Raw genomic sequence first — 23,802 nt, 5'->3', positions numbered from 1 at the left:
TATGGTTATTCGCTGCTCCTCCTCTTAACCCCTGCCGCCCGCCAGGCCAGCGGCAAAAGGTGCGACAGGTGTTGGAGCGACCAGCGCGCCAGGTCGCGGTAACTCAGCCGCCCGCAGGCAACCTCCAGGGCCTGACGAAACCAGACGGGACTGGCAAAAAACGCCTGTTGCCACAGGCCCGGCCAGCGCCGCGCCAGGCGGTTCAGCGCCAGTGCCCAGGCCAGGTCGCGCCCAAAGGTCGCCGCACAGGCACCTTCGTAACGGCTCAGGTGAGCGGCGGTGAAAGGCAGGCCACGCGCTTTCAGGGCCAGCACCGTCTCAGCCGCCAGGTGCGCCGAACACAGGGCGTAGAGTATGCCTTCACCCGTCACCGGATCGGCGTAACCGGCCGCATCGCCCACCAAAAGAACGTGGTCGCCTACGCGCCGCCGGCGTTGCCCGCCCAGCGGCACCAGGTGGCCGCGCGCCGGGGTGGGCGTGAGGCCCAGGGAGGCGAGGAACCGTGGCCAGAGCGCTTTGAGGTTTTCTTTGCCGCCGTCCCAGCTACCCAGGCCCACCGACAAGTGGTCGCCCTTGGGGAAAACCCAGGCGTAGCCCCAGTTGAAGTAGCCCCAGTGCGTCTCCAGTGTTCCCTGCCAGCGTTCCCGGCTGCGCAGCCCTGGCGGCAGCGGTACATCGGCGCTCAGGCAGGGTGCCGCGGCCAGACGGCCCCGGGCGCCCAGTGCCGCCGCCACCCGGCTGGGAATGCCATCCGCCCCTATGACGAGGGGTGCCGTGAGCACCCGTTTGTCGCTGCGCAACACTGCCTGCCCCGCAGTAAGTTCCACGCTCCGCACCGCCTCGCCCGGGCAAAAGCAGGCGCCCTCTTCTTGGGCCGCCGCAATGAGCGCACTGTCGAAATCGGCGCGATCTACAGTGACAGCGTACGGTTCGGGGAACACTACTTCTTGGACGCGCTCGCCGAGCACCGCCCGGAAGGCCCGGCAACGCTCCCGTACCACACCCGGTGGCAGCGTAAGGTCCAGGTTCGCCAGCGTCCGAGCCGTAAGGCCGCCCGCACACGGTTTCGAGCGGGGGAACTCATCCTTGTCCAGCAGCAAAACCGCCAACCCCCCGGCTGCCAGGTCGCGCGCCACCGTCGCGCCCGCCGGACCGGCTCCCACCACAATGACGTCGGGCTCCTCCAGCAGCCCTGACATCCTACCACCTCCTGGGCCGTGCGCAGCCCGTGAGAGTACGTGCTAGTTTTCCCGGCCGCCCGCTCCCGGCATACAGGGCCAGGGTACATATTCGGCGGTTGGCAGGTTGTTCCTCCTTTCCCTTTCCTTGATCAAGAGCTATAATATATAGAAGTTTAACTTCGGGCACAAAGGGTGGTTTGATGACTGTGAACGACAAGCCGGTAATCGTGCAGCGCGACGGCAGCATCCTGCTCGAGGTGGGCGGGCCCCGCTACGAAGAGGCGCGCGACACCCTGGCGCGCTTCGCGGAGCTCGTGAAAAGCCCCGAGTACGTCCATACCTACCGCCTCTCGCCCCTCTCCCTCTGGAACGCGGCCGCCAGCGGTCTTAGCGCCGCTGCCGTTAAAGAAGGTCTCAGCGCGTACTCGCGCTACCCAGTACCCGATAACATCATGCGCGACATCGATGACTACCTGGCCCGCTACGGCAAGCTGAAGCTTGTCCGGCAGGGTGAGGGGCTTGTGCTCATTTCCGAAGACCCGCTCCTCATTACGGAAATCGCCAACAGCAAGGGCTTGGGCCGCCACCTGGACGGCTGGGCAGGGCCGAACCGCCTCCGAGTCGCCCCCGGCCACCGCGGCTATCTCAAACAGGCCCTGATTAAACTCGGGTGGCCGGTCGAAGATCTGGCGGGTTATACGCCCGGCGCCCCGCTGGCCGTCGACCTGCGCACCGTCACCCCCGGCGGGGCCCCCTTCGGCCTACGCTCCTACCAGGAAGAAGCCGTGGCCGCCTTTTGGGCCAGCGGCTCCGAACGGGGCGGGAGCGGCGTGATCGTGCTACCCTGCGGCGCCGGGAAAACAGTGGTAGGCCTGGGCGTCATGGCGCGCGCCCGCTGCCACACCCTGATCGTCGTCACCAGCACCACCGCCGTGCACCAGTGGCGCGACGAACTCCTGGACAAGACTACCCTCCGTCCCGACGCCATCGGCGAGTACACCGGCGACCTGAAGGACGTCCGCCCCGTAACCATCGCCACCTACCAGGTCCTCACCTGGCGGCCCCGCAAGACAGACGAGTTTCCCCACCTGGCCGTCTTCAACGCCCGGGACTGGGGCCTTATCATCTACGACGAGGTCCACCTGCTGCCGGCCCCGGTCTTTCGCATCACGGCCGACCTGCAGGCGCGGCGCCGCTTGGGCCTCACCGCTACCTTGGTGCGTGAAGACGGGCGGGAGGAGGATGTCTTCACCCTGGTGGGCCCCAAGCGCTACGATGTTCCCTGGAAGGTATTGGAAAAACAGGGCTGGATCGCCACTGCCGCCTGTACCGAGATACGCCTCCCCCTGCCCCAGGAGAAGCGCCTGGAGTACTCTCTGGCCCGCGATCCGCATACCCGCTACCGCATCGCCGCTGAAAACCCGGCCAAGCTCCCTCTGGTACGCCAGTTGATCGCCCGCCACCCTAACGAGCAGGTGCTGGTGATCGGCCAGTACCTTGACCAGCTGGCCGCGCTGGCGGCCGAACTCAAGGCGCCGCTTATCACCGGCCAAACCTCCACCGCCGAGCGCGAGGCCCTCTACCGGGCCTTCCGCGAAGGGCGCATCAAGGTGCTGGTGGTGTCGCGCGTGGCCAACTTCTCCATCGACCTTCCGGATGCCAGCGTGGCCATCCAGGTGTCCGGCACCTTCGGCTCGCGCCAGGAAGAAGCGCAACGCCTGGGACGGATCCTCCGGCCGAAGGCGGAGCGCAACCAGGCGCACTTCTACACCCTGACCACCCGGGACACCAAGGACCAGGAGTATGCCGCCAAGCGCCAGCTCTTCCTCACCGAGCAGGGCTACCGCTACACCATTTTGGACGCGAGTGAAATGGCGACCGGGGAAAGGAGCCGGCAGGTATGAAGTACCAGGAACTCTTCGCCCACACCACCGACAGCCAGGCCCTCTCGTACCTGGGCCGGCTCCACGGCCTGGATCTCAGCCCGCGCACCGCACCGGCCAAGCTGCAGGCGGCCGTGATAAAACGCCTCAGCGATACCGCTTATCTGGAAGCCTACCTTGCCCGGCTGCCGGCCGAGGAACGGCTGGGGCTCGAGGTGGCGGTGTTCGGCAGCCAGAGTTTTCTCCCGACGCCGGACAGTGTGCACCGCCGTCTCAATGAACTGAACAACAAGAACGGACGCCGCGGCGGTAAGATCATCGCCGCCCTGGTGAACAGAGGGCTGGTTTTCGCCGCCACCGACCGCCATTACCGCAGCGTGTACCTGGTACCGGAGGAAGTACGGGCCGCGGTGTTCGCCCTTACCGCGCGCCGCCTGGCCGGTGACGTGCCGGGCCTGCCCGCGCAGCCCGGCAGCGGCTTCGACCTACTCGCCCTCTTAAACGACCTGCACCTTTTCCTCGCCTGGCTCGGGCGCACTCCCATGCGCCTTACCCAGGCCGGGCTGATCTACCGGCGCGACCAACAACGCCTACTGGAAAACTTCAACCCGCCGGAGGAACTGCCCCCCACCTCCGGGCACGCCGCCTATCCGCCCCGCCTCAACTTTTTTCTCAACTTCTGCGAGAAACACGACCTGATCGCCCCGACTGTGACTGCCGACGGCTGGCCCCACCTGGCGTTGGCACCTGAGGCGGGTGAATGGATGCTCCAAAGCCTTGATCACCAGCTGCAGGAGCTTTTCACCTACCTGAAACAGTACCTGGAACACCCCGAAGGGACGCTCGGCATGCTCCTTGCCCTGCTCAGCAACGTGCCGGAAGCTGAGTGGCTGGACCTGGAAGCGTTGCTCGCGCACCTGGCAACCTGCGCGGCCGACCCCTGGTACCATCCGGGGCAAGAAGTTACGGCGGCTCTGGGCAAGCTGCTGAGCTTCCGGCTGGTCGAGGTCGGCGCCTGCGCCGGCAAACGGTATGTCCGCCTCACAGCGGGCGGGCGTAAGTTCCGCCTGGGCATTCTCCCGTCGGTTGAGGAGGAGGACACCTTTTTGGTACAACCCAACTACGAGGTTCTGGTCCCGCAGGAGCTCAAGCCGGCCCTGCGCTGGCAGCTCGAGCCCTTCACCGAGCTGGTGAAGAACGACCGCATGGTGGTGCTGCGCCTCAGCGCCGACAGCGTGTACCAGGCCTTCAAACGTGGGAAAGACCCGGGTGAGCTCCTTCCCTTCCTACGCCGACACTCCCGGACGCCCCTGCCGGAGAACGTGGCCTACTCCCTGGAGGATTGGTGTGGGCGCTGCGGGGCCCTTTACCTGGAGCAACCGCTGCTCCTCACCTGCCGCAGCGAGGAACTGGCCGACGAGGTGGCCGCCGACCCGCGCCTCAAGCGCTACCTGCGCGGCCGCTTCACGCCCCGCCACCTCCTGGTGGACCCCGATAAGTACAGTGAACTCTTGGCGGCCCTGGAAAAGGCCGGCTACTGGCCCCACCCCGGCGTGGCCCAAGAGGCGGAGCTCGAGGTTAAGGCGCAGGCCCGCCTCCGCGACCAGCTGGACGCTCTGCGCGACCTGATGTCTGCGCTGATCAAGGAAGCCGGCAGGAAGTAACTCCCCCCTCTGGTATTCCCCTTTACTTCACCTCGGCCGGGCCGGCCGCCGCAATAGCGGCAAAACCCCTGAACCGCTGGTCAGGGGTTTTGCCTGCTCCGCACGGGTAGTAGCCCGGCTGGTTGTACGCTCGGCTAGTCGAGGTCGCTCAGCACCGCACTCACGGCCTGGTCCATGCCCTGGGGTTTGTCTTTGCGCTCGTCGATGGTGATGTTGGTGACCACCCGCTGCGCGCCGGCCCGGAAGGGCAGCTGGTGCATCTCCTGCGCCACCTGGATGAGCTGGGGCAGATCCCCCTCGATGACCGTCGCCGTCGGCGTTACCTGGTACTCCAGGCCCCGGGCCTCCACCGCCTGACAGGCCTTGGTGATAAAGCTCGAGATGCTGGCACTGGTGGTTCCCACCGGGACAACGCTGATCTCTAAAAGCGCCACACAAACACCCTCCTCCGAGTGGTTTTCGGCGCTATTGTCTCCGGCCGGCGCCCTCCCTATGCGCCCACGCCTTGTTCGACTGCGGCTTCCCGGCGGCTGAAGCTCCCCCGGTAGATGAACAGCGCTCCCCAAGCGGCTGGAGCCTGCAAAACAGGACGTAGTACAGGTAAGCCTCCACCACCGGGACCGGGGCCGAGAGAGCCTCCGACGGAGTCGGCCCTGGCCCGGCCAGTGCTTCCTCGCTCACGCCCGCCGCCGCAGGGCCGCGCAGGAGCCGGGCCGGAATAACCGGGTTCAGCTGCGCTCCGGCGAAAGGATGCGGGGCAAAGCCGCTGCAATGCCGGGGGTTCCGGTGAGGATCATCGCCACCTTGAGTTCCGCGATCAGCTTCTCCACAGCCAGCTTGACGCCTTCGGCGCCTCCGCCCACCGCCGCCACCAGGAGCGGCCGGCCCACCAACACCTGGTCCGCCCCCAGAGCGAGGAGCTTAAGGACATCCGTGCCCGTGCGCACGCCGCCGTCCACCATAATCACCACCCGGCCCTTCACCCGGGCCGCGATGGCCGGCAGCACCTCCGCCGTGCCCGGCGTGTGGTCGAGCACCCGGCCGCCGTGGTTGGAAACCACAATGGCCTGGGCCCCGGCCTCCGCCGCCAGCTCCGCTTCATCCGGGGTCATGATCCCCTTGACGATAAAGGGCAGGCTCAGCTTCGCCGTGAGTTCACGCAGTTTGTCCAACGGTTTCGGCTCCACGTACATGCCCAGAAGGCGCATGTTAATAAGGCCCGCGCCATCGACATCGATGCCGAAGGCCCGCGCCCCCGCCTGAGCCGCTGCGTCGCCCCAGCGGATGATCTTCTCCTGCTCCCGGGGCTTGAAGATGAACACGCCCCGGCCGTCTTCCTCCCTCAAAACCTGCACCGCATCCTTGCCCGTGTCCCCGGCCATGCCCAGCGTGCCTGCCAGTCGGCAGCCTTGGACGATGGCCTTGGTCAGTTCGTAATCCGAGATCACGCCGCCCAGGTTGGGTTTAGTCCCCGCCATGGGCGCACCCAGGATGGGCGCCGCCAGCTTTTCCCCGAAAAGCATGGTTGTGGTGTCCGGTTCCGTCACCGCGTGCAGGGTGCGCAGGTTGAGGCGCCACTTCTTGAGCGCCGCCACATTATTCTGGAAAGACGCCCCGGTACCTATCCCGCCGAAACCCGGCACCTCGCCGGCACAGGCCCGCCCGTCACACACCGGGCAGAGGCGACAGCGCCCCTTAAGGAGCTCCTTCGCCTTAGCCCGCACTTCCTCCAACTTCACGCCCTTTGCCCCCCAATTTCCTCATGGCGCGCACAACTCACCGCGTCCGCGGCAGCGCAGCGCCTTTTCCGCCAATTGAAACGGCGGTTCTTCTACTCATTCGGCGCCACGTGAGGTTTTTCCTGCACACCCCGTCAAGTCGAAGGGCGGAATAAAGGCGGCGTCGGCGGCGGAAAGCTCCTGCGCCCAACCGTTCTCCAGGCCCAGGTCGAAGAAAGCAGCCAGGGCCAGGTTGTACTCGTCGGCCGTCAGGCGGCGGTTGAGAGGCGGGAAGCGCCGCGCCCGGTGGCAGGGCAGGTACTGGGCCATGAGGCTCACCGGTACGCTGTGGGGCAGGTTGTCCTTGATCCAGGAGAGCACGCGGTGCGTTTCCGGGAGGTGGCCGGGGAGCACCAGGTGGCGGACGATGAGCCCGCGCCGGATAAGCCCCGCACTATCAAAAACCGGCTCGCCCCCCACCTGCCGCAGCATCTCCTGGATGGCCGCCGCAGCCACCGGGAAGTAGTCCGGCGCGCCTGAGAGGCGCCCGGCCACCTCAGGGGTGGCATACTTAAGATCGGGCAGGTAGACGTCCACGTAGCCCGCGAGGAGCTGCAGGGTTTCCACCTCTTCGTAGGCGCTCGTGTTGTAGACCACCGGCAGGCGCAGTCCCTCCGCCCGGGCCCTGTCCAGGGCTTCCACCACCAAGGGCACGTAAGGGGCGGCCGTCACGAGGTTGATGTTGTGCGCCCCCGCTTCCTGCAGGCGCAGCAGCCCCGCCGCCAGCTCCACCGGCGTCATTTCCGTCCCGAAGCCCTCCCAGCTGATCTGGGCGTTCTGGCAGTAGATGCAGCGCAGGTTGCAGCCGCTGAAAAAGACCGCGCCCGAGCCGCGCGTGCCGCTGATGCAGGGCTCTTCCCAGGCGTGGAGCGCCAGGCGGGCCACCTTAATCCGGTCACCCGCACCGCAGACACCCTTGTCGCCCTCGCTCCGGCGTGCGCCGCACGCCCGCGGGCAAAGAAAGCAGGGAGAAAGGCTCGCCTTCATTGCCATCCTTCTTTCTCCCCTGATTGTAACGGTTTTTACGCGGCGGGGCAATCCCTTCAGCGGCCCGATCCGGCCCCAACATCTCGGGCGTCGACTTAAGCCCTGTTGCCCGGTCCGGCTTGGGGGCACAGCCCCGTCACCAATTCCCGCCGCAGCGGCCGCCTCTTCCTTCTACTGCTTCGCCCCTGCCCGGCGCTCGGCCAAAAGGCCGAGGAGAGCCCGGGCAGGCGCCTCTGACCCCTTGCGCTCGTAGCCCGGTACCCCTAGGCTGTCGAGGAATTTTCAAGGAACAATTGGTTCAACTCCCCCTTGGAAACGACGCGTGCGCTCTTCAGCATGGTATAATTGATGAGTGATACCCCCTGGGAGGTGGCGGTGTGAAAAACGGAAAAAACATCCCCGGTGGCGGCGCGGCCGCTCTGTTGGCCATTGCTCTGCCGCTTTTGATTCTCCTTTTGTCCTTGGAAAGCGTCGCTTTCTCGCCCCGTTTTTACCGCGAGCAGTTTCGCGCCCTCGGCCGGCCGGCGGCAACCGGCTTCACAGAAGAGGAACTCCTGCAGGCCAGCGAGGCCCTTTGGTCGTACTTTCGTGGAGAGCGGCCGACGCCGCAGCTTGAGTTCTCCCGGGACGGCCGCCTTACGGCCCTCTATGACGAACGCGAGCTGGCCCACCTGGCCGACGTGCGCAGCCTGTTCCGCCGTGGTTTTGCCCTGCGCACGGCTGCGGCCTGGACCTCCGGCCTTACGGCCCTTTATCTGGTCCGCCGTTACCAGAAGGCGGCCTTGCGCTGCCTGGCCCGAGCCGCCCTGGCCGGCAGCACCCTTACCCTCCTGCTGCTTGCTCTGGCCTCATTTCTTCTTCGCACGGACTTCAATCGCTGGTTTACCCTCTTTCACCAGCTCTCCTTCAGCAACAACCTCTGGCAGCTGGATCCCGCGCGGGAGAACCTCATTCGCATCTTCCCCGAGGAATTCTTTCTAGCTGCCGCCCGCACCGCCCTCGCCCGAACGGCGGCGGCGCTCCTGGCCCTGGTGGCCGCCGCCCGGATCTTCCTCCGGCGTAGCCGGCATCCAGCCGCTTAGCCCCCTCGCCAAGAAAGCCGTACGGTTCTCCCGTACGGCTTTCTTCTCGCCCGAGCCCACCGCTGCTCAGCTGCTGCGCCGTGGCGGCAACCAAGCTCCGCCGCTGCCGAAGCGGGTGTCCAGCACCGCCCCCAGGCCGATGATAGCCACCACCAAGCCGACCAACCAGCCCACCAAGGGAACGAAGCGAATGACAAACAGCACGAGGACCCCGAAAAGCAGTTCGGCAAATGGGCTCACCGAGTGGGTGATGAGGCGCTCGAGCAACTGACGCCCGACGAAGAGGCTCACCACCGTATAGGCCAGGAAACGCGCCGCCACCAGGGCCAGGGCGAGCAACAGGGCCAAAGGAATGCCGATGATGGTGATGGCCACCATGGCGATGAGAGGTATCGCCACCAGGTAGCCCAGAAAGCCGATCAGCGCAAAGCGGCCCCAGTTGTCCGGAAGGGCACCCACCATGTGTTCAACGTTGTTCGAAAGAAGTGCCAGGATGATCACGCCCAGGGCCAGACTGGACAAGAGTCCGGTAAACTGCCGCCCCCACCACCAAAACCACGGTCCAAAAGGAACCATAAGCCCCGGCCAGCGGTGGAAATCGGGCAGCCAGCGGAGGTTGCGCAGGCTACTGAGCCCTGGTACACCCATACTGGTAATCTGGCCATCCACCCGGGCACCCTCCGCCCGCTGCACACTGCCACCGATGGCCACGGCGTCGCCGTGCACCACCGCTCCCGGTGCCAGCACCACGGTACCGCCGATGGCCACCGCATCCTGACCCACAGTGCCGCTGACGTAGACATCACCCCCGATGGCCACCGCCGACCCTTCCACCCTGCCTTCCACGCGCACGGAACCGCCGAAGGCCACCGCTTCCTTGCTCACCGTGTTTGCCGGGACAACGGTATCCCGTCCGGCCCGGTCCATGAGCCCGCTCTCGCCCGGCGGGTTCGCCATTGCCGAAGCCGCGCCGGCAACAAACAGGGCCAGCGTTAAAGTCAGCAGCACAACCCCTGCACCCTTGGTTCCCTTTCCGGGCCACTTCATCATCCTGCACTCCTTTCCCTTTCGGGCGAGACGCTCCGAGGATGGCTTCTTCTAGTAGCCCAGATCCGGGTCCACGGGAGTGCTTAGGGGCTGACCGGCTAGAAAGAGCTTTAGATTGGTGCGGAATACCTCCAGACAATTGTCGTTGTAATCGGCCGCCCAACCGGCGATGTGCGGGGTGATGAAGACGTTGGGCAGGTCCCAGAGGGGGCTGTCCGCCGGAAGCGGCTCCGGAGTAAAAACATCCAGGCCGGCGCCGGCCAGGCGGCCCTCCCGTAGAGCAGCGATCAAAGCCTCCTGATCCACCACCGGACCGCGGGCGATGTTGATGAAGAAGGCGCTCGGCTTTAAGGCGGCTAATTCCGCAGCACCGATCAGCCTGTGTGTAGCTGGGGTGAGCGGCACCACCACCACTATAAAATCGCCCTCCGCCAGGGCCTCCCTGCGGCGGCTCGTAGGATACATCACCTCAAAGTACTCCGCCGGCCGCCCATCGCTGTTTACGCCCACCGTGCGCATGCCGAAGGCCTGGCCCAACCGGCCGATCTCCTGGCCGATATGACCTGCCCCTACCACCACCAAGGTCTTTCCCTTAAGCTCGGTGAAGGCGAAAAACCCCTTCGGGCGCTGCCACTCACGGCGCTTTTGGGCCTCCAGGAATTCCCGGGTCCGGCGGACAAAATTCAGCATGTACGCGAAGGCCTGCTCGGTCATAGACGTCTTGTGAATGCCGCTCACGTTGCTGATGAGAATGCCGCGGCGCTTGAGCTCCGCAAAGGGAAGCCGGTCGGCCCCGGCAGCGAAGAGCTGCACCCAGCGCAGCCGCCCGGCCGCCGCCAAAAACTCAGGGGTAAGCTCGTCGCCGACGAAGGTAACGAGCGCCTCGATCCCGCCCCAACGGTCGCGCAGCGCGCTCAGGTCCTCGCTGACGGCAATCTCCACACCCGGGAACTCCTTCTTCAGCGCTTCCAGCTTGTCTGGTTTAATCTTGACGGTGGACGCAACTAGCAAGGGAAAAGCCTCCTTCAAACTCGGTGTTATCAACTGCGGCCCTTCGAGGACGCAAACCTGCCTCGAAGGAGCGCCCTGGGTTGCCCGGGGACAAATCGCGCAAAAGAATCTTTTCCAGGACCGCGGCTCAGTTGTACGTGCCACTGAAGTCGGAGCACTTCCTGCCTGTTGCCAGCCAACCGATCTGACCCCTCTCTACTTTTCCCGGCCATAGGGGAAGGGCACGTACTCCACCGAGGGACGGCGCTGCGCCGGCTGCGGGTAGAGGTCCATCAAGGCGTAAATTTCCGGCGGCAGGCCCACCTTCACCGGCAGGCCCAGGCCTTCCAACCGCTCCGGCCCGAGGGGATAGTCGTGGGTCCAGCGGCCCTCGCTGAAAAAGCGCGCCACCTCACGCGCCTGTTCCGGTGGCATGCGTTCCTGGAGAAGGCAGGTCACGTAGTCCTGGACCTGGTTCATGGCCTTCTGGGCGATGTCGGCCAGGATGAGAGTTTTGTCGTCGATCTCGTCTTTGCTCTTTTCCGCCACCACCTTCAGGATGGAGGCCGCCGGCCACTCGCCCAACTGCGGGTCCACAGGGCCGAGCACGGCGTTTTCGTCCATCACAATCTCGTCGGCGGCCAGCGCAATGAGTGTCCCACCCGACATGGCATAGTGCGGCACAAACACGGTCACCTTGGCCTTGTGCTTGCAAAGAGCGGAGGCGATCTGCTCCGCGGCCAAAACCAGCCCGCCGGGGGTGTGAAGTACGATGTCGAGGGGCATGTCGTCGGGCGTCAGGCGAATGGCCCGCAGTACCTGCTCCGAGTCTTCCACGTTGATGTAACGGCTGATGGGGATACCGAGGAGGGTGAGGGACTCCTGGCGGTGAATCAGGGTGATCAGCCGGCTGCTGCGGCTTCGTTCCAGGCGCCGGATCAGGCGCACCCGCTCCTGCTCGATGCGCCGTTGTTTCAGAAGGGGCATGAAGCTTGAAATGAGAAGGAAGAGCCAGAAGAAATCAAAAAGAGAAAAGTTCACAACGTTACCTCCCCTCGTCGTTTCTCCTTCCAGTCTATTATTCCCCCGGCAGCGGTGTTTCCCCTGACTAGTTGTCTTTTCCATTATAGCAAGTCCTGCCAAGAGGAAAAAGAGGCAGGCCGCAAGTTTTACCCTGTTTTAACCGGGAGATACTACAGGAAGCAGGCAGGCTATACGCTTACCAAGCCCTGCAGCCTGCCGCGCCGCCGATTACAACGGAAAGCAAGGAGGCCGTCGTGTATGGACTTCAAGTTGAGCGAAGAGCAGGAGCTGCTGAGGAAAACGGTGCGCGAGTTCGCCGAAAAAGAGCTGGCGCCCCGCGACGCGGCCATGGACCGGGCCAACGAGCTGCCCCTGGACATAGTGCAGAAGCTGGTGGACGCCGGCCTCTTCGGGGTGTACTTCCCCGAGGAGTACGGCGGCGCCGGTGCCGACTCCGTCTCAGCCGTCATCGTCATGGAAGAGCTGGCCAAAGGAAGCGCCAGCATCGCCCTCACGCTGGACGCCCACTGGCTGGCGGTGGATCCTATCCTGCACTTCGGCACTCCTGAACAGAAAAAACGCTTTCTGCCGGACCTGGTAAGCGGTAACAAGCTGGCCGCCTTCGCCCTCACCGAGCCGGCGGCCGGCTCCGACGCCGCCGGCATCCAGAGCAGGGCGGTGAAGGACGGCGCTTCCTGGGTGCTCAACGGCACCAAGGCCTTCATCACCAACGCCGGCCCGGCCGAGGTGTACGTGGCGGCGGTCAAGACCGACCCGGAAAAAGGTGCCCGCGGCATCTCCACCTTTATCGTGGAAAAGGGTACGCCCGGCTTTACCATCGGCAAGAAGGAGGACAAGATGGGCTGCCGCGGCTCCGCCACCGCCGAACTCGGCTTCAGCGACTGCCGGATTCCGGCCGAGAACCTCCTGGGCGAGGAAAACAACGGCTTTCGCGTCGCCATGTCCACCCTGGACTTCGGCCGTACCTGCGTGGCCGCCATGGGAGCGGGCCTGGCCGGCGCCGCCCTGAAGGTGGCCGCCAAGTACGCCCAAGAGCGGCAGGCCTTCGGCCAACCCATCGCCCGCTTCCAGGCCATCCAGTTCATGATCGCCGACATGGCCATCGGCATCGAGGCGGCGCGCCTCCTGGCCTACGAGGCCGCCTGGCGCCGGGACGCCGGCCTCCCCTACTCCAAGCAGGCCGCCATGGCCAAGGTGCTGGCGGCGGACGTGGCCATGAAAACCTGCCGCGACGCCATCCAGGTGCTGGGCGGCTACGGCTACACCCGCGACTACCCGCCCGAGCGTTACCTGCGGGATGCTAAACTCCTTGAGATCGGCGAGGGCACCTCCGAGATCCTGCGCATGGTCATCGGCACCAGCACCATCAAGGAACTGGGGTGAGAAGGTGCAGGTCATCGTCTGCATCAAACAGGTGCCCGCCTCGCTGGACGTGCGGGTGGACCCCAAGACGCACAACCTCATCCGGGAAGGGGTGGAGAGCGTCATCAACCCCTTCGACGAGAACGCCATCGAGGCGGCGCTCGAGCTTAAGGGGAGCCACGGCGCTCTGGTGAGCCTCCTCAGCATGGGCCCGCCCCAGGTGAAGGAGGCGCTGCGCAAGGGCCTGGCCATGGGCGCAGACCAGGCCTACCTGATTTCCGACCGCGCCCTGGGCGGCGCCGACACCCTGGCCACCTCCTACACGCTGGCCCAGGCGATCAAGAAGATGGGAAGCTACGACCTTATCCTTTGCGGGCGGCACGCCGTGGACGCCGACACCGGGCAGGTGGGGCCGGAACTGGCCGAGCGCCTTAATCTGCCGCAGATTACGTATGTGAGCAAAATCGAGGCGAGCGGCAATAGGGTGCGGGCCGAACGGCTGCTGGAGGAAACGCGCGAGGTGGTGGAGGTGCCGCTCCCGGCTCTTTTGACGGTAACCAAGGAACTCAACACCCCGCGCTACGCCACCCCGCTGGGCATCATGAAGGCCGCCAAGAAACCCCTCACCGTCTGGACGGCCGCCGACATCGCCGCCGAAGCGAATAAGATCGGCCTGGCCGGCTCCCCCACCCGGGTGACCGATGTCTTCGCGCCGCCGGGGCGCGGGCGCGGCGAAATGCTGACCGGCAAACCGGAAGAGATCGCCGCCGCCCTGGCCGAGCGCCTGCAGGCGGCCAAAATCCTCTAGGAGGTGAGCGCATGGCCGAGGAGGAGATCTGGGTGTTCGCCGAGCAAAGGGACGGCCGCCTCCAGCGCGTGGCCCTGGAGCTCGTGGGCAAAGCCCGCGCCATGGCGGGCGGAAGCCGGCCGGTGGTGGCGGTGCTCCTGGGGAGCGGCGTGGAGGGACTGGCCGGCGACCTTTTCGCCGCCGGCGCCGAAGAGGTGCTGCTCGCCGATCACCCCGTGCTCAAGTTTTACCGGACCCGGCCCTACGCCGATGTGCTTGTCCCCGTGCTTCAGGAGCGGCAGCCGGACATCGTGCTCTTCGGAGCGACCGCGCTCGGGCGCGACCTGGCCCCGCGGCTGGCCGCCCGCCTGGGCACGGGCCTCACCGCCGACTGCCTGGACCTCGCCCTGGACCCGCAGGGCCTCCTGGTGCAAACCAAGCCCTCTTACGGCGGTAACGTCCTGGTGCACATCACCATCCCCCGGCACCGCCCCCAGATGACCACCGTGCGCCCGCGCGTTTTTCCTCTCCCGCCGCTCGAGCGCGCGCGGCAGGGCAAGCTCACGCGCCTTACGGTTGACCTGGTCGAGGACCAAATCCCCCTGAAGGTGCTCGAGGTTGTCCCCCTGCCTCAGCCCGCCGTTCGTCTCGAGGACGCGGCGGTGGTAGTGGCCGGCGGGCGCGGCATGGGTTCCAAGGAAAACTTCCAGCTGTTGGAAGAACTCGCCCGGGTGCTGGGCGGTGTGGTGGGGGCCACGCGGCCACCGGTGGACGAAGGCTGGATCGGCGCCGACCGCCAGATCGGCCAGAGCGGCAAGACCGTCGCCCCCCGCCTCTACATCGCCTGCGGCCTCTCCGGCGTGGTGCAGCACACCGTGGGCATGCAAAAGGCCGACGTGGTGGTGGCCATCAACAAGGACCCCCACGCCCCCATCTTCGACCTCGCCACCTACGGCATCGTCGGCGACGTAAAAGACATCCTCCCCGCCCTCACCGCGCGCTTTCGGGAGTTTAAGGCCAAGGGGGCCTGAGCACTACGAGGTCTGTCCCTGCGGTTGGGAAAAGACAAGGCTGTCGGTCGTAAGCGGCCGACAGCCTTTTGTGGCGCCCGGGAAAGGAAGTTGGACATCGGTGAAAGAAGATGGCCGCCTCGTGGCCAGGACGATGCTTTTGCTCGGCACTTAGCGGATCCGCCGCATTCTCTAAGCCGGCGAGGCAGCAACGGTGCTTTGCGGGGCGAGGCAGGCGAGGACACGTTCGGGATGTCCCATGGGAAAGAAGTGGATGCCGGCGCCCAGGGGAGCCAGGTCGGCGAAAAGCCGGCGCGCCAGGGACGGGCCGCAGGTGGGGTCTGCGTCCAGGTGCGCTAACACCTCATTGGGGATGCTGATGCCGGGGACGCGCACCACCAGGTTCCGGGCCATGGCCGCGCCGGTAAGCGGGAGGAACCCGAAGAGCACCGGGACGTGCCACGGCTCGACGGCGTGCGCGAAAGACTCCGCTACGCCCACTTCAAAGACAGGTTGGGTTTGGATAAAGTGTGCCCCGGCGGCCAGTTTCTCCTCCAGGCGCTTGAGCTCGCGCGCGCGGTCGCCTGCCCCCGGATTGGCCACCACGCCGATGAGAAAGCCTGTGCCCGGCAGTTCCCGCCCGGCCAGGCTCCGCCCGGCGTTAAGGCCGGCCGCTATGCGCACCAGGCCGGTGGAGTCTACATCGTAAACGCCGGTCGCCTGAGGGTGATCGCCCCGGGCCGGCTCATCGCCGGTTAAAGCCAGGATGTTGCGTACCCCCAGGCCCCACGCGCCTAAAAGTTCCGCCTGGAGGCCCAGCAGGTTGCGGTCGCGGCAGGTAAGGTGAAAGATGGTCTCAAGCCCGAGCTCCCGCTGCACCAGCGCCGCCACGGCAATGGGGCTCATCTTGAGGCGCGCCATGGGGCAGTCGGCGATGTTCACGGCATCCACCCGCCCGGCCAGCTCCCGGGCCTGTGCCAGGACGGGCGCCGGGTCGGCCCCGCGCGGCGGGTCGAGTTCCAGCGTTACCACAAACTGGCCGCGGGCGAGTTTTTCTTTAAGCGTGGGCATCTGTTTCAACCTCCTTACTTTGTTGCGCCCGGGCGATGAGCTGCCGCGCTAATGCCACCGCTCCCACCCCGTCAGCTGCATAGCCGTCCGCCCCGATACTCCTGGCATACTCTTCCGTCACCACCGCCCCGCCCACCATCACCGGCAGGTGCGGAGCGGCTCTTTTGACCGCCTGTACCGTTTGCTCGAGACTCGGCAGTGTTGTGGTCATGAGGGCGCTTAACCCCACCGCGTCGACACCGCCCGCAACCGCGGCCACCACCTCCTCCGGCGGCACGTCCCGCCCCAGGTCCACCACCTGAAAGCCGTTCGCCCTAAGCAGCGCCGCCACGATGTTCTTCCCGATGTCGTGGATGTCGCCGGCCACGGTGGCCAGGGCTACACGGCCGGCGCGGGCTACGCCGGCGGTGCCGATCGCCCGCTCGAGCAGCCCAAGAGCCGCTTCCATGGCTTCGGCGCTCAAAAGGAGCTGGGGAAGGAAGTACTCACCCCGGGCGTACATTTCACCTACCTGGCCCAGGGCCGGGAGGAGATCCGTGTTGAGCAGTTCCAAGGGATCGCGCCCGGCAGCCAGTTCCTCTTGTACACCCCTCACCAGAGCGTCTTTCTCACCCCGGCGCAGGGCCTGCCCCAGGTTTGCCCCTTTGCTGCGGTTCACTTCCCCTTCCCGGGCCACCTCCCCACCCTTTGGAGCGGCCGGCGCTTTTCCGGCCACGGTCTCAATGTACCTTTTTGCTCCCGGGTCACGCCCCGTCAGCGCCGCACCGGCGAGAAGGGTTTCCTTGATGCGGGTGCTGGCCGGGTCGGCGATCACGGCATCGAGGCCGGCCGCCAGGGCCATGGCCAGGAAGGTGCTGTTCAGAGTCTCCCGCCCGGGAAGGCCGTGGGAGACGTTGCTCACGCCGAGCAGCGTGCTGAGGCCGAGGTCTTTGGCCAGGCGTACAGCCCGCAGGGTCTCCCGGGGACCGGCCTCGGCCGCCCCGGCCGTCAGGGTAAGGCAGTCCACCAGCACGTCCTGGCGCGCAAGGCCCGCCTGCTCCGCCGCGGCCACTATTCGCCGGGCCACGGCCACCCTTTCCTCCGCCCGGGGCGGTATCCCCTGTTCATTCAGGGTGAGGGCCACCACCGCCGCCCCGTACTTTTTTGCCAGCGGCAGGACCGCCGCCAGGCTCTCCGGCCGACCGCTCACGCTGTTGATGAGGGCGCGCCCCGGATACTCCGGTAGAGCCGCCGCCAGGGCCTGTGGGTTGGCGCTATCTAGAACGAGCGGGCTCCCCAGTTGTGCGCCCAGCGCGCGCACGGCGTCCCGGAGGAGTTCGGGCTCCGGCCCGCCGGGAAGGCCGACGTTCACGTCCAGTGCCCCGGCCCCTTCTTCTTCCTGGCTGCGCCCCAGGGCCACCACCTCGTCCCAGGCGCGGGCCTTAAGGGCCGTGGCCAGGGCTTTTTTGCCGGTGGGGTTGATGCGCTCCCCGATGAGAAGCGGCGGGCATCCGCTCCCCACGAAGACGGTGCGGCTCCGCGAGCTCAGAGCCGCTCCGGGGATAACTGAACGCGCGGGTACGGCGCGCCCCTTCACTGCGGCTGTAAGTGCCGCAATGTGCGCCGGCGTGGTGCCGCAGCAGCCGCCGAGGAGCGCCACGCCCAGGTCGAGGAAGCGCTTCCCCCAGGCGGCGAACTCCTCCGGTCCCACGGGAAAGACGCTTTGCCCGCCTTCCGGCCGGGGCAGGCCGGCGTTGGGCTGCACCACCAGGGGAAGGGCTGTCGCCCGGGCCATCTCTGCCAAAACCGGCCAGAGTTCCTGCGCGCCACCCGAGCAGTTGGCCCCCACTGCCGCCGCTCCCAGGTGTGTGAGCACCACCGCCGCCGTGACCGGGTCCGTACCGGTAAGAGTGCGGGCGCCATTGCTGAACGTAAGGGTTACCACCACCGGGAGCCCCGTTTCCCGCGCCGCCAGGAGCGCCGCCCGCGCCTCCCCCAGCTCGCCCATGGTCTCGACCCACAGGATGTCCGCCCCCGCCGCAGCGCAGGCTTCAGCCTGCTCGGCAAAGACGGCGTATGCCTCCTCAAAAGTAAGGTCCCCCCAGGGCGCAAAGAGCCGCCCGGTGGGGCCGATGGAGGCGGCCGCCAGCGCCCGCCCCCCGGCCGCCTCCCGTGCTAAGCGCACGCCCGCCGCGTTAATCTCCCGCACCTTGGCCGCAAGGCCGTAGGCGGCCAGCTTCACCCGGTTGGCACCGAAGGTGTTGGTTTCGATGATCTGGGCACCGGCGGCCAGGTAAGCCGCATGCACCGCCTGCACGCGTTCGGGGTAGAGAAGGTTCCAACCCTCCGGGCATTCGCCCCGTGCCAGCCCCTGGGCCTGTAAGAGTGTTCCCATCGCCCCATCCACGATCACGGCTTTTCCCTCAACCAGTAAGTCAGCCAGATTCACTGCTCCTCCTCCCTCCGGTAGCGACAGCTCGTGCGCGGGCAGGCACGGCAACCACCGTTCACCGCCACGGGCTCCTTCATCCAGGCGATCACCGCCGTAACCGATTTTCGCGGTATTAGAAGGAGCGCCGCACTGAGGCTGATGCCGAGCCCCTCCGCCCCCGCCGCCTCAAGGAGCCGCGGCTGCACCGCCAGGTCCCAGTCGGCGTAGCCTGGACTCACCCGGGGAAGGAGGCAATACCCCCTCGCCCGCGCCTCAGCCGCCACCGAGTCGTTCACCTCGTCGGCCAGGGCCTCGGCCGCCGCCGAACCGGCCGCATCCAAGATGGCGCCTCGGGCGTACTCGCCGCGGGCAAAGGCCACCGCAGCCGCCTCCTCCAGCGCCGGCCCACACGTCACAGCGAGCGCCGTCAGGTGCTCCGCCCCGGCCAGGCGCCGCACCATGCGCGGCCCACTCACGGTAAGGTCCGTCCCGGCAAGGGTAATCTCGCCCTCCCCCACCTGCACCACCGGGTACGTCCGCCAGGAAAAGGCCGGCGTAAGGAGCTCTTCCGCTTCCGCCACCACCTCTTCAACACGCTCCGCCCACCGCACGTCTAGTTCCCGGCCACCCTTCAGGCCCAGGTAACGTGTAACCTCACGCCTGTCAATCCGCATCTTTCCTTCCTCCCCGGCGCTAAAAAAGGCCCCTTCCCAAAAGGAAGAGGCCTCTTGTGCGCTCCTCTTATCTTTCAGGAATCCTCCTGCTGGAATTGGCACCGGATCGGGCGCTCCCGATTGGTTGCCGGGCTTCATGGGGCCAGTCCCTCCGCCACTCTGGATAAGAGCATTTTTCAGTTGTGGTTAGCCATATTCTAGCCGCTGAAGCGGGCACTGTCAAGGGGGATGTCGTTTCGAACTACGGTTTTTGAGAAGGATTATCCGGCCGGTCGCCGAAGTTTTTACTATCCGTGGCCCAGCACAGCCGCTTGCCGTCCCGCAGGGCTTCATGCTCCTGGAAGCGCTGAACATCCTGAGCCATGGGACCCAAGCAGCCTCGACCCTCCCGGCCCGGAAAGCGTGCACTCCGCTGATTATGGCCGACCCCGAGACGACCCCTCAGGGGCGGGTCGGATCGCCGGGTGGAAGAACCGGCGCTCGGGTTCCGGCTACCTTCGCCGGTTGGTTGGGACAAGGCGGCGCGGAGCTGGCATAGATTTGCTTCCTATGTTATCCTATAGATAATCTGGCTTATTAAGGTAGGAGAGGGATGGTTTTGGGATGCAGGCGGGGGAGAGAGCGGGGAAGGCCCCGCTGAGCCGGTACGGGGAAAAGCAGGATAAAGGTAAGGCGTTCTTGCCTCCCACGCCGCTGCGCCTCTTTTGGTCTTTTTTCACCATTGGCGCGTTCACTTTCGGCGGTGGCTACGCCATGCTGCCCCTCATCCGTAAGTCTATTGTGGAGCGATCGGGCTGGATGGAAGATGAGGAGTTTGTGGACGCCATAGCCGTGGCCCAGAGCTCACCGGGCTCCATCGCCGTGAACATCGCGGCTTTAACAGGTTACAAGCTGAGCGGCCTGTCCGGCGCACTGCTCTCGGTGGCGGGGGCTGCCCTGCCCTCTTTCATCACCATTCTAGTGGTCGCATCTATCTTTCTGGGCGTCCAGCACAACCCCTATGTGCGCGCCGCCATGGCGGGAATGCGCCCGGCCGTGGTCGCGCTCATGGCCGCCGCCGTCTTCGACGTGGGTAAGACAGCCATCAAAAGCCGCTTCGGCGGCGCCCTCGCGCTGCTTGCCCTGCTGGCTCTCATCGGCTTCAACGTACACCCGGTGTTCGTCATCATTGCGGCAGCCACCGCCGGCGTAGCCGCCTGCCGCCTTGAGGTGGTTAAAGCGGAAAACGGTGCCGCTCAGGAAGAAAAAAAGGACAAGGAGGCCAGGTAAGACGTGATACTGCTTAAGCTTTTTGCCACCTTCTTCAAGATCGGCCTCTTTAGCTTCGGCGGCGGCTACGCCATGATCCCGCTGATCCAGCGGGAGGTCGTCACCCTGCACCAGTGGCTGACCCTGTCCCAGTTTATCGACGTGATTGCCATCTCGCAGGTGACGCCCGGGCCTATTGCCATCAATGCCGCTACCTTCGTGGGCTACAAGGCGGCCGGTGTTTGGGGTTCGGCTGCCGCCACCACCGGTGTGGTTATGCCCTCTGTGCTCGTGATCCTCGCCCTAACCTGGGTTTTCCTCCGCTACCGCTCGCTGGCGGCTGTGAAGGCCATGTTCACCGGCATCCGGCCGGCCGTGGTGGCCTTGATCGTGGCGGCCACCTGGAGCATAATCCCATCCTCCATCACGAATGTGAGCGGTGTGATCATTGCGGTAGTCGCGTTCTTCGCCATCCGCCGCCTTAAGCTCGATCCCATCTTGGTCCTGGTTCTGGCCGCTGTGCTGGGTGTGCTGATCTTCCAGTAGCCTCCTACCGCTTCTGGCGCACCGCGAGCCGGCGCAGGCGGTTGATAGCGGCGGCCAGTTCGTGGGGGCGCGGCGCGGCCAGTTCTCCAGGGTGCTGGCCGCGCCAGGGGGAAACCACCTCCAGGCCAGCCTGGGCGCAGTCGCTGAAGACAGCCGTCACCACCTCGCGCAGCGTCCGGTGCCGGTCTATGTAGTGGCGCGCTGCGTAGCGCAGCATCGCAGCGATGGCGTTCGCCTGCGCCGGGTCCACCAGTTGCTCCACGCTCGCCAGGTCCAGTTCCTCATGGCCGAGGAGGACGGTATCCGTCCCCTTGGCCTTCACTTTATCCCGGGCGCCGATGGCAAAGCTCTCCGGGAGCGGGATGCGCTCGGTTACGCTGGTAAGCGGCATTCCGGGTTCGGGCCGGCGGCCACTGGGGCGCGCCGCGGCGATGGCCCGCGCTTGGCCTGTCACCTCGGCCGGCAGGTAGTTTTGCATGCGAATTACCCGGTCGGCCACGTCCAGGTAGTCCCCGGCCCCACCCACCACCAGGATGGTGGACACGCCGAAGCGTTCGTAAAGCTCGCGCACGCGGTCGATGAAGGGTGTGATGGGCTCACCGGCCTTGGGGATAAGCTCCTGCATGCGCGCGTCACGGATCATGAAGTTGGTGGCGCTGGTGTCTTCGTCAAGGAGCAGGAGACGCGTCCCCACCTCCAGCGCTTCTACAATATTGGCCGCCTGTGAGGTACTGCCGCTGGCGTTGGGCGTTGAGAAGTCGTGTGTGTCCTGCCCGAAGGGCAGGTCACCGATGAAAGGGCTGATGTCGACGCCGCTCACGCTGCGGCCGTCTTCGGCGCGAATCTTCACCGCATCCGCCACGGTCACCACCAGTTCGCGCCCGTCGCCGGGGATGTGGTTGTATACCCCGCGCTCGATGGCCCGCAGGAGCGTCGATTTACCGTGATACCCGCCGCCCACGATAAGAGTTACACCATGGGGAATGCCCAGGCCGCGCACGCGGCCGCGGTGGGGAAGATCCACCTCCACGGCCAGCTCCGGCGGCGTGCGGAAGGGTACCACCCGTCCTTCCTTGAGCGGCCGGTCGCTGGCGCCGCTTTCCCGCGGGAGTATGGCCCCGTCGGCCACAAAGGCCACCAGGCCGAGCTCGTCCAGGGCCTGCCGCAGTACGGCCTGATCCTCAGCCGTGTCCACGTGCAGCGCCAGGGCTTGGGCGTCTAGAGAGCGATGGCGTAAAGCCCGGTCGACAATAGCAGGAATTTCCTCGGCAAAAACAGCCAGCGCCTGGCGGGCGAGCACCCGCCGCCCCGCGGCCGGCAGGCCTACGCTCAGGCGGGCCTCCACGTACTCGGGAGTAACCACCACTGCCGTGCGCTCCAGGATCTCCTGGCCGGCCCGCTGCACGCCCACCAGCCCGCTTTTGCCCGTCCCGCGGTGACCGCGGGCCACGTCCTGGCAGGCCTGCGCGCAGGCACGGGTGAGAAAATCCTCCAGCCCCAGCCGGCGCTCTGAATTTTGCCAAAGGTGTGACGGGAAGGCAGCCACCTTTTGCGGCAGCCGTACCCGCACCCGGGAAGGTGGGGCGAACGGATCGCTCTGGGCATGATCCAGGTAAAGAGTAAAAAGGCCAAAGTCGTAGGCCCCCTCCAGCGTCTGGTAGGCCTTGTAACCATGGCCGTCAATGCTGGCTAAGCGGCGTTTGAGGTCTTCCAGTGTCGGCAAACTACCTTCCCCCCTACGTACAAACTTCCCTTTAATTCCTTTCGGCATACCTCCGTTACTTTCCTGCCAAAGTCTGAGCCGCCGAGATTTGTTAAAAAGGTGGCAGACCACGCGCGGAAGCGCTGCGCCAGGGGTTGCCAGGGGGGGAAGCGCCAAACATAAAAAGGCCGCCCCCGGCCAAGCGGTGGGGGCGGTGGAGGACGACTCTACGCGGAGAAAAGCTGTGCACGCAGGAGCTCGTGCACCAGGTGAGGCTCTATGGCCGGGCGCTATTGGGTTACAATCGGCCCCTCATACCAATCAGGTGTCAGGTAGAAGGGTGCCATTTTGGAGCGATACTTCTTCATCATCTCGGAGAGGAACCCTACCGGCGGGGCAACGGGTTTGCCCGCTTCTTTAAACATGATCTCCAGATAGGACTGGTAATCAGCCACGGCCGGATACTCTTTCTTCATCGCCTCAAAGTCGGCCTGAGGGCCTCCACCCGGTCGTCGGTGTCGCGGACAAAGTACCACACCGTGGCCCGGTCGGGCACCACGTTCGGCGCTTCGCCGCCTTCAACGATGACGTAGTGCATCCGGTGGGTAAAGTAGAAGTGTTCACGCAGGTAGTTGGTGGCCACGTTCATGAGCTCCACCGCGTCGAGCGCGCTGCGGCCGGTCCAGGGCGCGCCCGCCGAGTGCGCCGTTTTGCCGTTGAAGGTTACGGCAAAGGAAAAAAACACATCAGCCGCGAATACTTGCGCTGATGACTTGGGAAGCGCTGTGCGGTTTTCATTAAGAGCGTGCAGGCGGCAGCCGCCCTGCGGGTAAGGAGGACACAAATGGACGCGCACTGGCTGGAGTATATCCGCCGCAAGTTCACCGACACTCCCTTTTTTCGTTTCCTTGGAACCACTGTCGTCGACCTGACGGTAGGAGGGGCTGTTTTGAGCCTTCCCGTCACCGGTGACCTGCTTAACACTTACGGCACGTGCCACGGTGGGGTTCTCGCCGCCTTGGCCGACATGAGCATGGGGATAGCCCTGCGCACCTTAAAGGTAAGGGTGGTTACCGTGGAGCTGGCCGTGAATTATCTCCAGCCGGTGTTTCCCGGCACCACGCTTGCGGCTTCCGGGCGGGCTGTCTACCAGGGACATCGGTTGATCATGGCGGAAACCGAAATCAAGTGTGCAGGCGACTTGGTCGCCAAAGGCAAGGGCACCTTCATCGTCACGGGACCGGACAGCGAAGAGCCTGACCGGGGACCTGGAGCCCCAGGCGAGCATGACGCAGAGCAAAACAGTTCTTCAACAAGAAACCCGGGTGCTTGACCC

At 65.7% G+C, this 23,802-nt stretch carries 22 protein-coding genes and 1 riboswitch; of the genes, 9 read left to right on the top strand and 13 right to left on the bottom strand.

Annotated elements, in window-relative coordinates; genetic code table 11:
• Window positions 1-5: 5 nt before the first annotated feature.
• Window positions 6-1,199 carry an NAD(P)/FAD-dependent oxidoreductase gene (locus tag K5554_RS06620; protein ID WP_221040355.1) on the bottom strand — a complete coding sequence of 398 codons (1,194 nt, stop codon included), beginning with the start codon at window positions 1,197-1,199 and terminating at the stop codon, window positions 6-8.
• 182 nt (window positions 1,200-1,381) lie between these two features.
• Here K5554_RS06620 and K5554_RS06615 point away from each other — a divergent pair, with 182 nt between their 5' ends.
• Together K5554_RS06615 and K5554_RS06610 are read left to right on the top strand one after the other, a co-directional pair.
• The gene (locus K5554_RS06615; RefSeq protein ID WP_255565545.1) at window positions 1,382-3,085 is read left to right on the top strand and encodes a DNA repair helicase XPB; all 1,704 of its coding nucleotides are present in this window, start codon (window positions 1,382-1,384) and stop codon (window positions 3,083-3,085) included.
• Window positions 3,082-4,728 carry a helicase-associated domain-containing protein gene (locus K5554_RS06610; RefSeq protein WP_221040353.1) on the top strand — a complete coding sequence of 549 codons (1,647 nt, stop codon included), beginning with the start codon at window positions 3,082-3,084 and terminating at the stop codon, window positions 4,726-4,728. Before K5554_RS06615 ends, K5554_RS06610 begins: the two co-directional genes overlap by 4 nt.
• 134 nt (window positions 4,729-4,862) lie before the next feature.
• Here the strand turns inward: K5554_RS06610 and K5554_RS06605 are convergent, their stop codons facing one another.
• From K5554_RS06605 to K5554_RS06595, 3 genes are all read right to left on the bottom strand, one after another.
• Entirely contained in the window at window positions 4,863-5,162 is a 300-nt protein-coding gene (locus tag K5554_RS06605; RefSeq protein ID WP_221040352.1) for an MTH1187 family thiamine-binding protein, read from the bottom strand.
• 294 nt (window positions 5,163-5,456) lie between these two features.
• Window positions 5,457-6,467 carry an alpha-hydroxy-acid oxidizing protein gene (locus K5554_RS06600; protein WP_221040351.1) on the bottom strand — a complete coding sequence of 337 codons (1,011 nt, stop codon included), beginning with the start codon at window positions 6,465-6,467 and terminating at the stop codon, window positions 5,457-5,459.
• A gap of 96 nt (window positions 6,468-6,563) precedes the next feature.
• Window positions 6,564-7,493 (bottom strand): radical SAM protein, encoded by a 930-nt coding sequence (locus tag K5554_RS06595; protein ID WP_221040537.1) that lies wholly within the window; start codon window positions 7,491-7,493, stop codon window positions 6,564-6,566.
• A 377-nt stretch (window positions 7,494-7,870) separates the two neighbouring features.
• Between K5554_RS06595 and K5554_RS06590 the strand changes: the two genes are divergently transcribed.
• A complete protein-coding gene (locus K5554_RS06590; RefSeq protein WP_221040350.1) occupies window positions 7,871-8,575 on the top strand; it encodes a TIGR01906 family membrane protein in 705 nt (234 codons plus the stop codon).
• A gap of 66 nt (window positions 8,576-8,641) precedes the next feature.
• Here the strand turns inward: K5554_RS06590 and K5554_RS06585 are convergent, their stop codons facing one another.
• The 3 genes from K5554_RS06585 to K5554_RS06575 form a co-directional block, all read right to left on the bottom strand.
• The gene (locus K5554_RS06585) at window positions 8,642-9,622 is read right to left on the bottom strand and encodes a polymer-forming cytoskeletal protein (RefSeq protein WP_221040349.1); all 981 of its coding nucleotides are present in this window, start codon (window positions 9,620-9,622) and stop codon (window positions 8,642-8,644) included.
• Between the two features lie 51 nt (window positions 9,623-9,673).
• Window positions 9,674-10,633 (bottom strand): D-2-hydroxyacid dehydrogenase, encoded by a 960-nt coding sequence (locus tag K5554_RS06580; RefSeq protein ID WP_221040348.1) that lies wholly within the window; start codon window positions 10,631-10,633, stop codon window positions 9,674-9,676.
• A gap of 195 nt (window positions 10,634-10,828) precedes the next feature.
• Window positions 10,829-11,653, bottom strand: a complete 825-nt coding sequence (locus K5554_RS06575) for a hypothetical protein (protein ID WP_255565543.1) — start codon at window positions 11,651-11,653, stop codon at window positions 10,829-10,831.
• Between the two features lie 240 nt (window positions 11,654-11,893).
• Here K5554_RS06575 and K5554_RS06570 point away from each other — a divergent pair, with 240 nt between their 5' ends.
• From K5554_RS06570 to K5554_RS06560, 3 genes are read left to right on the top strand one after another with little or no spacing between them, the layout of a single operon-like run.
• A complete protein-coding gene (locus tag K5554_RS06570; RefSeq protein ID WP_221040346.1) occupies window positions 11,894-13,039 on the top strand; it encodes an acyl-CoA dehydrogenase family protein in 1,146 nt (381 codons plus the stop codon).
• 4 nt (window positions 13,040-13,043) lie between these two features.
• Window positions 13,044-13,826 (top strand): electron transfer flavoprotein subunit beta/FixA family protein, encoded by a 783-nt coding sequence (locus K5554_RS06565; protein WP_221040345.1) that lies wholly within the window; start codon window positions 13,044-13,046, stop codon window positions 13,824-13,826.
• A gap of 11 nt (window positions 13,827-13,837) precedes the next feature.
• The gene (locus tag K5554_RS06560; RefSeq protein ID WP_221040344.1) at window positions 13,838-14,836 is read left to right on the top strand and encodes an electron transfer flavoprotein subunit alpha/FixB family protein; all 999 of its coding nucleotides are present in this window, start codon (window positions 13,838-13,840) and stop codon (window positions 14,834-14,836) included.
• Between the two features lie 171 nt (window positions 14,837-15,007).
• Here K5554_RS06560 and K5554_RS06555 read toward each other — a convergent pair whose 3' ends face one another.
• Genes K5554_RS06555 through K5554_RS06545 form a run of 3 tightly spaced genes read right to left on the bottom strand, consistent with a single transcriptional unit; the run spans window position 15,008 to window position 18,970 of the window.
• Complete coding sequence (locus tag K5554_RS06555) at window positions 15,008-15,886, bottom strand: methylenetetrahydrofolate reductase (protein WP_221040343.1); 879 nt, start codon at window positions 15,884-15,886, stop codon at window positions 15,008-15,010.
• Window positions 15,873-18,314, bottom strand: coding sequence for a homocysteine S-methyltransferase family protein (locus K5554_RS06550; protein WP_221040342.1), 2,442 nt, complete (start codon window positions 18,312-18,314; stop codon window positions 15,873-15,875). Before K5554_RS06550 ends, K5554_RS06555 begins: the two co-directional genes overlap by 14 nt.
• Window positions 18,311-18,970: a hypothetical protein gene (locus K5554_RS06545; RefSeq protein ID WP_221040341.1), complete on the bottom strand. Its 660-nt coding sequence runs from the start codon at window positions 18,968-18,970 to the stop codon at window positions 18,311-18,313. The genes K5554_RS06550 and K5554_RS06545 overlap by 4 nt, the downstream gene beginning before the upstream one ends.
• A gap of 64 nt (window positions 18,971-19,034) precedes the next feature.
• A riboswitch (SAM riboswitch) is annotated at window positions 19,035-19,140 on the bottom strand.
• A gap of 433 nt (window positions 19,141-19,573) precedes the next feature.
• Here K5554_RS06545 and K5554_RS06540 point away from each other — a divergent pair.
• On the top strand, window positions 19,574-20,239 hold the full coding sequence (locus K5554_RS06540) for a chromate transporter (RefSeq protein WP_221040340.1): 666 nt from the start codon (window positions 19,574-19,576) through the stop codon (window positions 20,237-20,239).
• Between the two features lie 3 nt (window positions 20,240-20,242).
• Complete coding sequence (locus K5554_RS06535) at window positions 20,243-20,764, top strand: chromate transporter (protein ID WP_221040339.1); 522 nt, start codon at window positions 20,243-20,245, stop codon at window positions 20,762-20,764.
• A gap of 4 nt (window positions 20,765-20,768) precedes the next feature.
• Here the strand turns inward: K5554_RS06535 and K5554_RS06530 are convergent, their stop codons facing one another.
• From K5554_RS06530 to K5554_RS06520, 3 genes are all read right to left on the bottom strand, one after another.
• Window positions 20,769-22,535, bottom strand: coding sequence for an ABC-ATPase domain-containing protein (locus K5554_RS06530; RefSeq protein ID WP_221040338.1), 1,767 nt, complete (start codon window positions 22,533-22,535; stop codon window positions 20,769-20,771).
• Between the two features lie 221 nt (window positions 22,536-22,756).
• Window positions 22,757-22,921: a hypothetical protein gene (locus tag K5554_RS06525; protein WP_221040337.1), complete on the bottom strand. Its 165-nt coding sequence runs from the start codon at window positions 22,919-22,921 to the stop codon at window positions 22,757-22,759.
• A gap of 17 nt (window positions 22,922-22,938) precedes the next feature.
• Window positions 22,939-23,211, bottom strand: coding sequence for a peptidase dimerization domain-containing protein (locus K5554_RS06520; protein ID WP_221040336.1), 273 nt, complete (start codon window positions 23,209-23,211; stop codon window positions 22,939-22,941).
• A 99-nt stretch (window positions 23,212-23,310) separates the two neighbouring features.
• Here K5554_RS06520 and K5554_RS06515 point away from each other — a divergent pair, with 99 nt between their 5' ends.
• Window positions 23,311-23,799 carry a PaaI family thioesterase gene (locus K5554_RS06515; RefSeq protein ID WP_221040335.1) on the top strand — a complete coding sequence of 163 codons (489 nt, stop codon included), beginning with the start codon at window positions 23,311-23,313 and terminating at the stop codon, window positions 23,797-23,799.
• Window positions 23,800-23,802: the final 3 nt, after the last annotated feature.

The sequence above is a fragment of the Gelria sp. Kuro-4 genome (genome assembly GCF_019668485.1).
Lineage (GTDB): Bacteria > Bacillota > DTU030 > DUMP01 > DUMP01 > DUMP01.
This window is presented reverse-complemented; position numbering and strand designations above follow the sequence as displayed.

What these genes read in the sequence shown, in the direction of transcription:
- K5554_RS06610 (WP_221040353.1), top strand. Translation starts at nt 3,082, where the DNA reads ATGAAGTACCAGGAACTCTTCGCCCACACCACCGACAGCCAGGCCCTC.
- K5554_RS06515 (WP_221040335.1), top strand. Translation starts at nt 23,311, where the DNA reads ATGGACGCGCACTGGCTGGAGTATATCCGCCGCAAGTTCACCGACACT.
- K5554_RS06570 (WP_221040346.1), top strand. Translation starts at nt 11,894, where the DNA reads ATGGACTTCAAGTTGAGCGAAGAGCAGGAGCTGCTGAGGAAAACGGTG.
- K5554_RS06545 (WP_221040341.1), bottom strand. Translation starts at nt 18,970, where the DNA reads ATGCGGATTGACAGGCGTGAGGTTACACGTTACCTGGGCCTGAAGGGT.
- K5554_RS06530 (WP_221040338.1), bottom strand. Translation starts at nt 22,535, where the DNA reads ATGCCGAAAGGAATTAAAGGGAAGTTTGTACGTAGGGGGGAAGGTAGT.
- K5554_RS06555 (WP_221040343.1), bottom strand. Translation starts at nt 15,886, where the DNA reads ATGCCCACGCTTAAAGAAAAACTCGCCCGCGGCCAGTTTGTGGTAACG.
- K5554_RS06620 (WP_221040355.1), bottom strand. Translation starts at nt 1,199, where the DNA reads ATGTCAGGGCTGCTGGAGGAGCCCGACGTCATTGTGGTGGGAGCCGGT.
- K5554_RS06615 (WP_255565545.1), top strand. Translation starts at nt 1,382, where the DNA reads ATGACTGTGAACGACAAGCCGGTAATCGTGCAGCGCGACGGCAGCATC.
- K5554_RS06560 (WP_221040344.1), top strand. Translation starts at nt 13,838, where the DNA reads ATGGCCGAGGAGGAGATCTGGGTGTTCGCCGAGCAAAGGGACGGCCGC.
- K5554_RS06595 (WP_221040537.1), bottom strand. Translation starts at nt 7,493, where the DNA reads ATGAAGGCGAGCCTTTCTCCCTGCTTTCTTTGCCCGCGGGCGTGCGGC.
- K5554_RS06540 (WP_221040340.1), top strand. Translation starts at nt 19,574, where the DNA reads ATGCAGGCGGGGGAGAGAGCGGGGAAGGCCCCGCTGAGCCGGTACGGG.
- K5554_RS06585 (WP_221040349.1), bottom strand. Translation starts at nt 9,622, where the DNA reads ATGAAGTGGCCCGGAAAGGGAACCAAGGGTGCAGGGGTTGTGCTGCTG.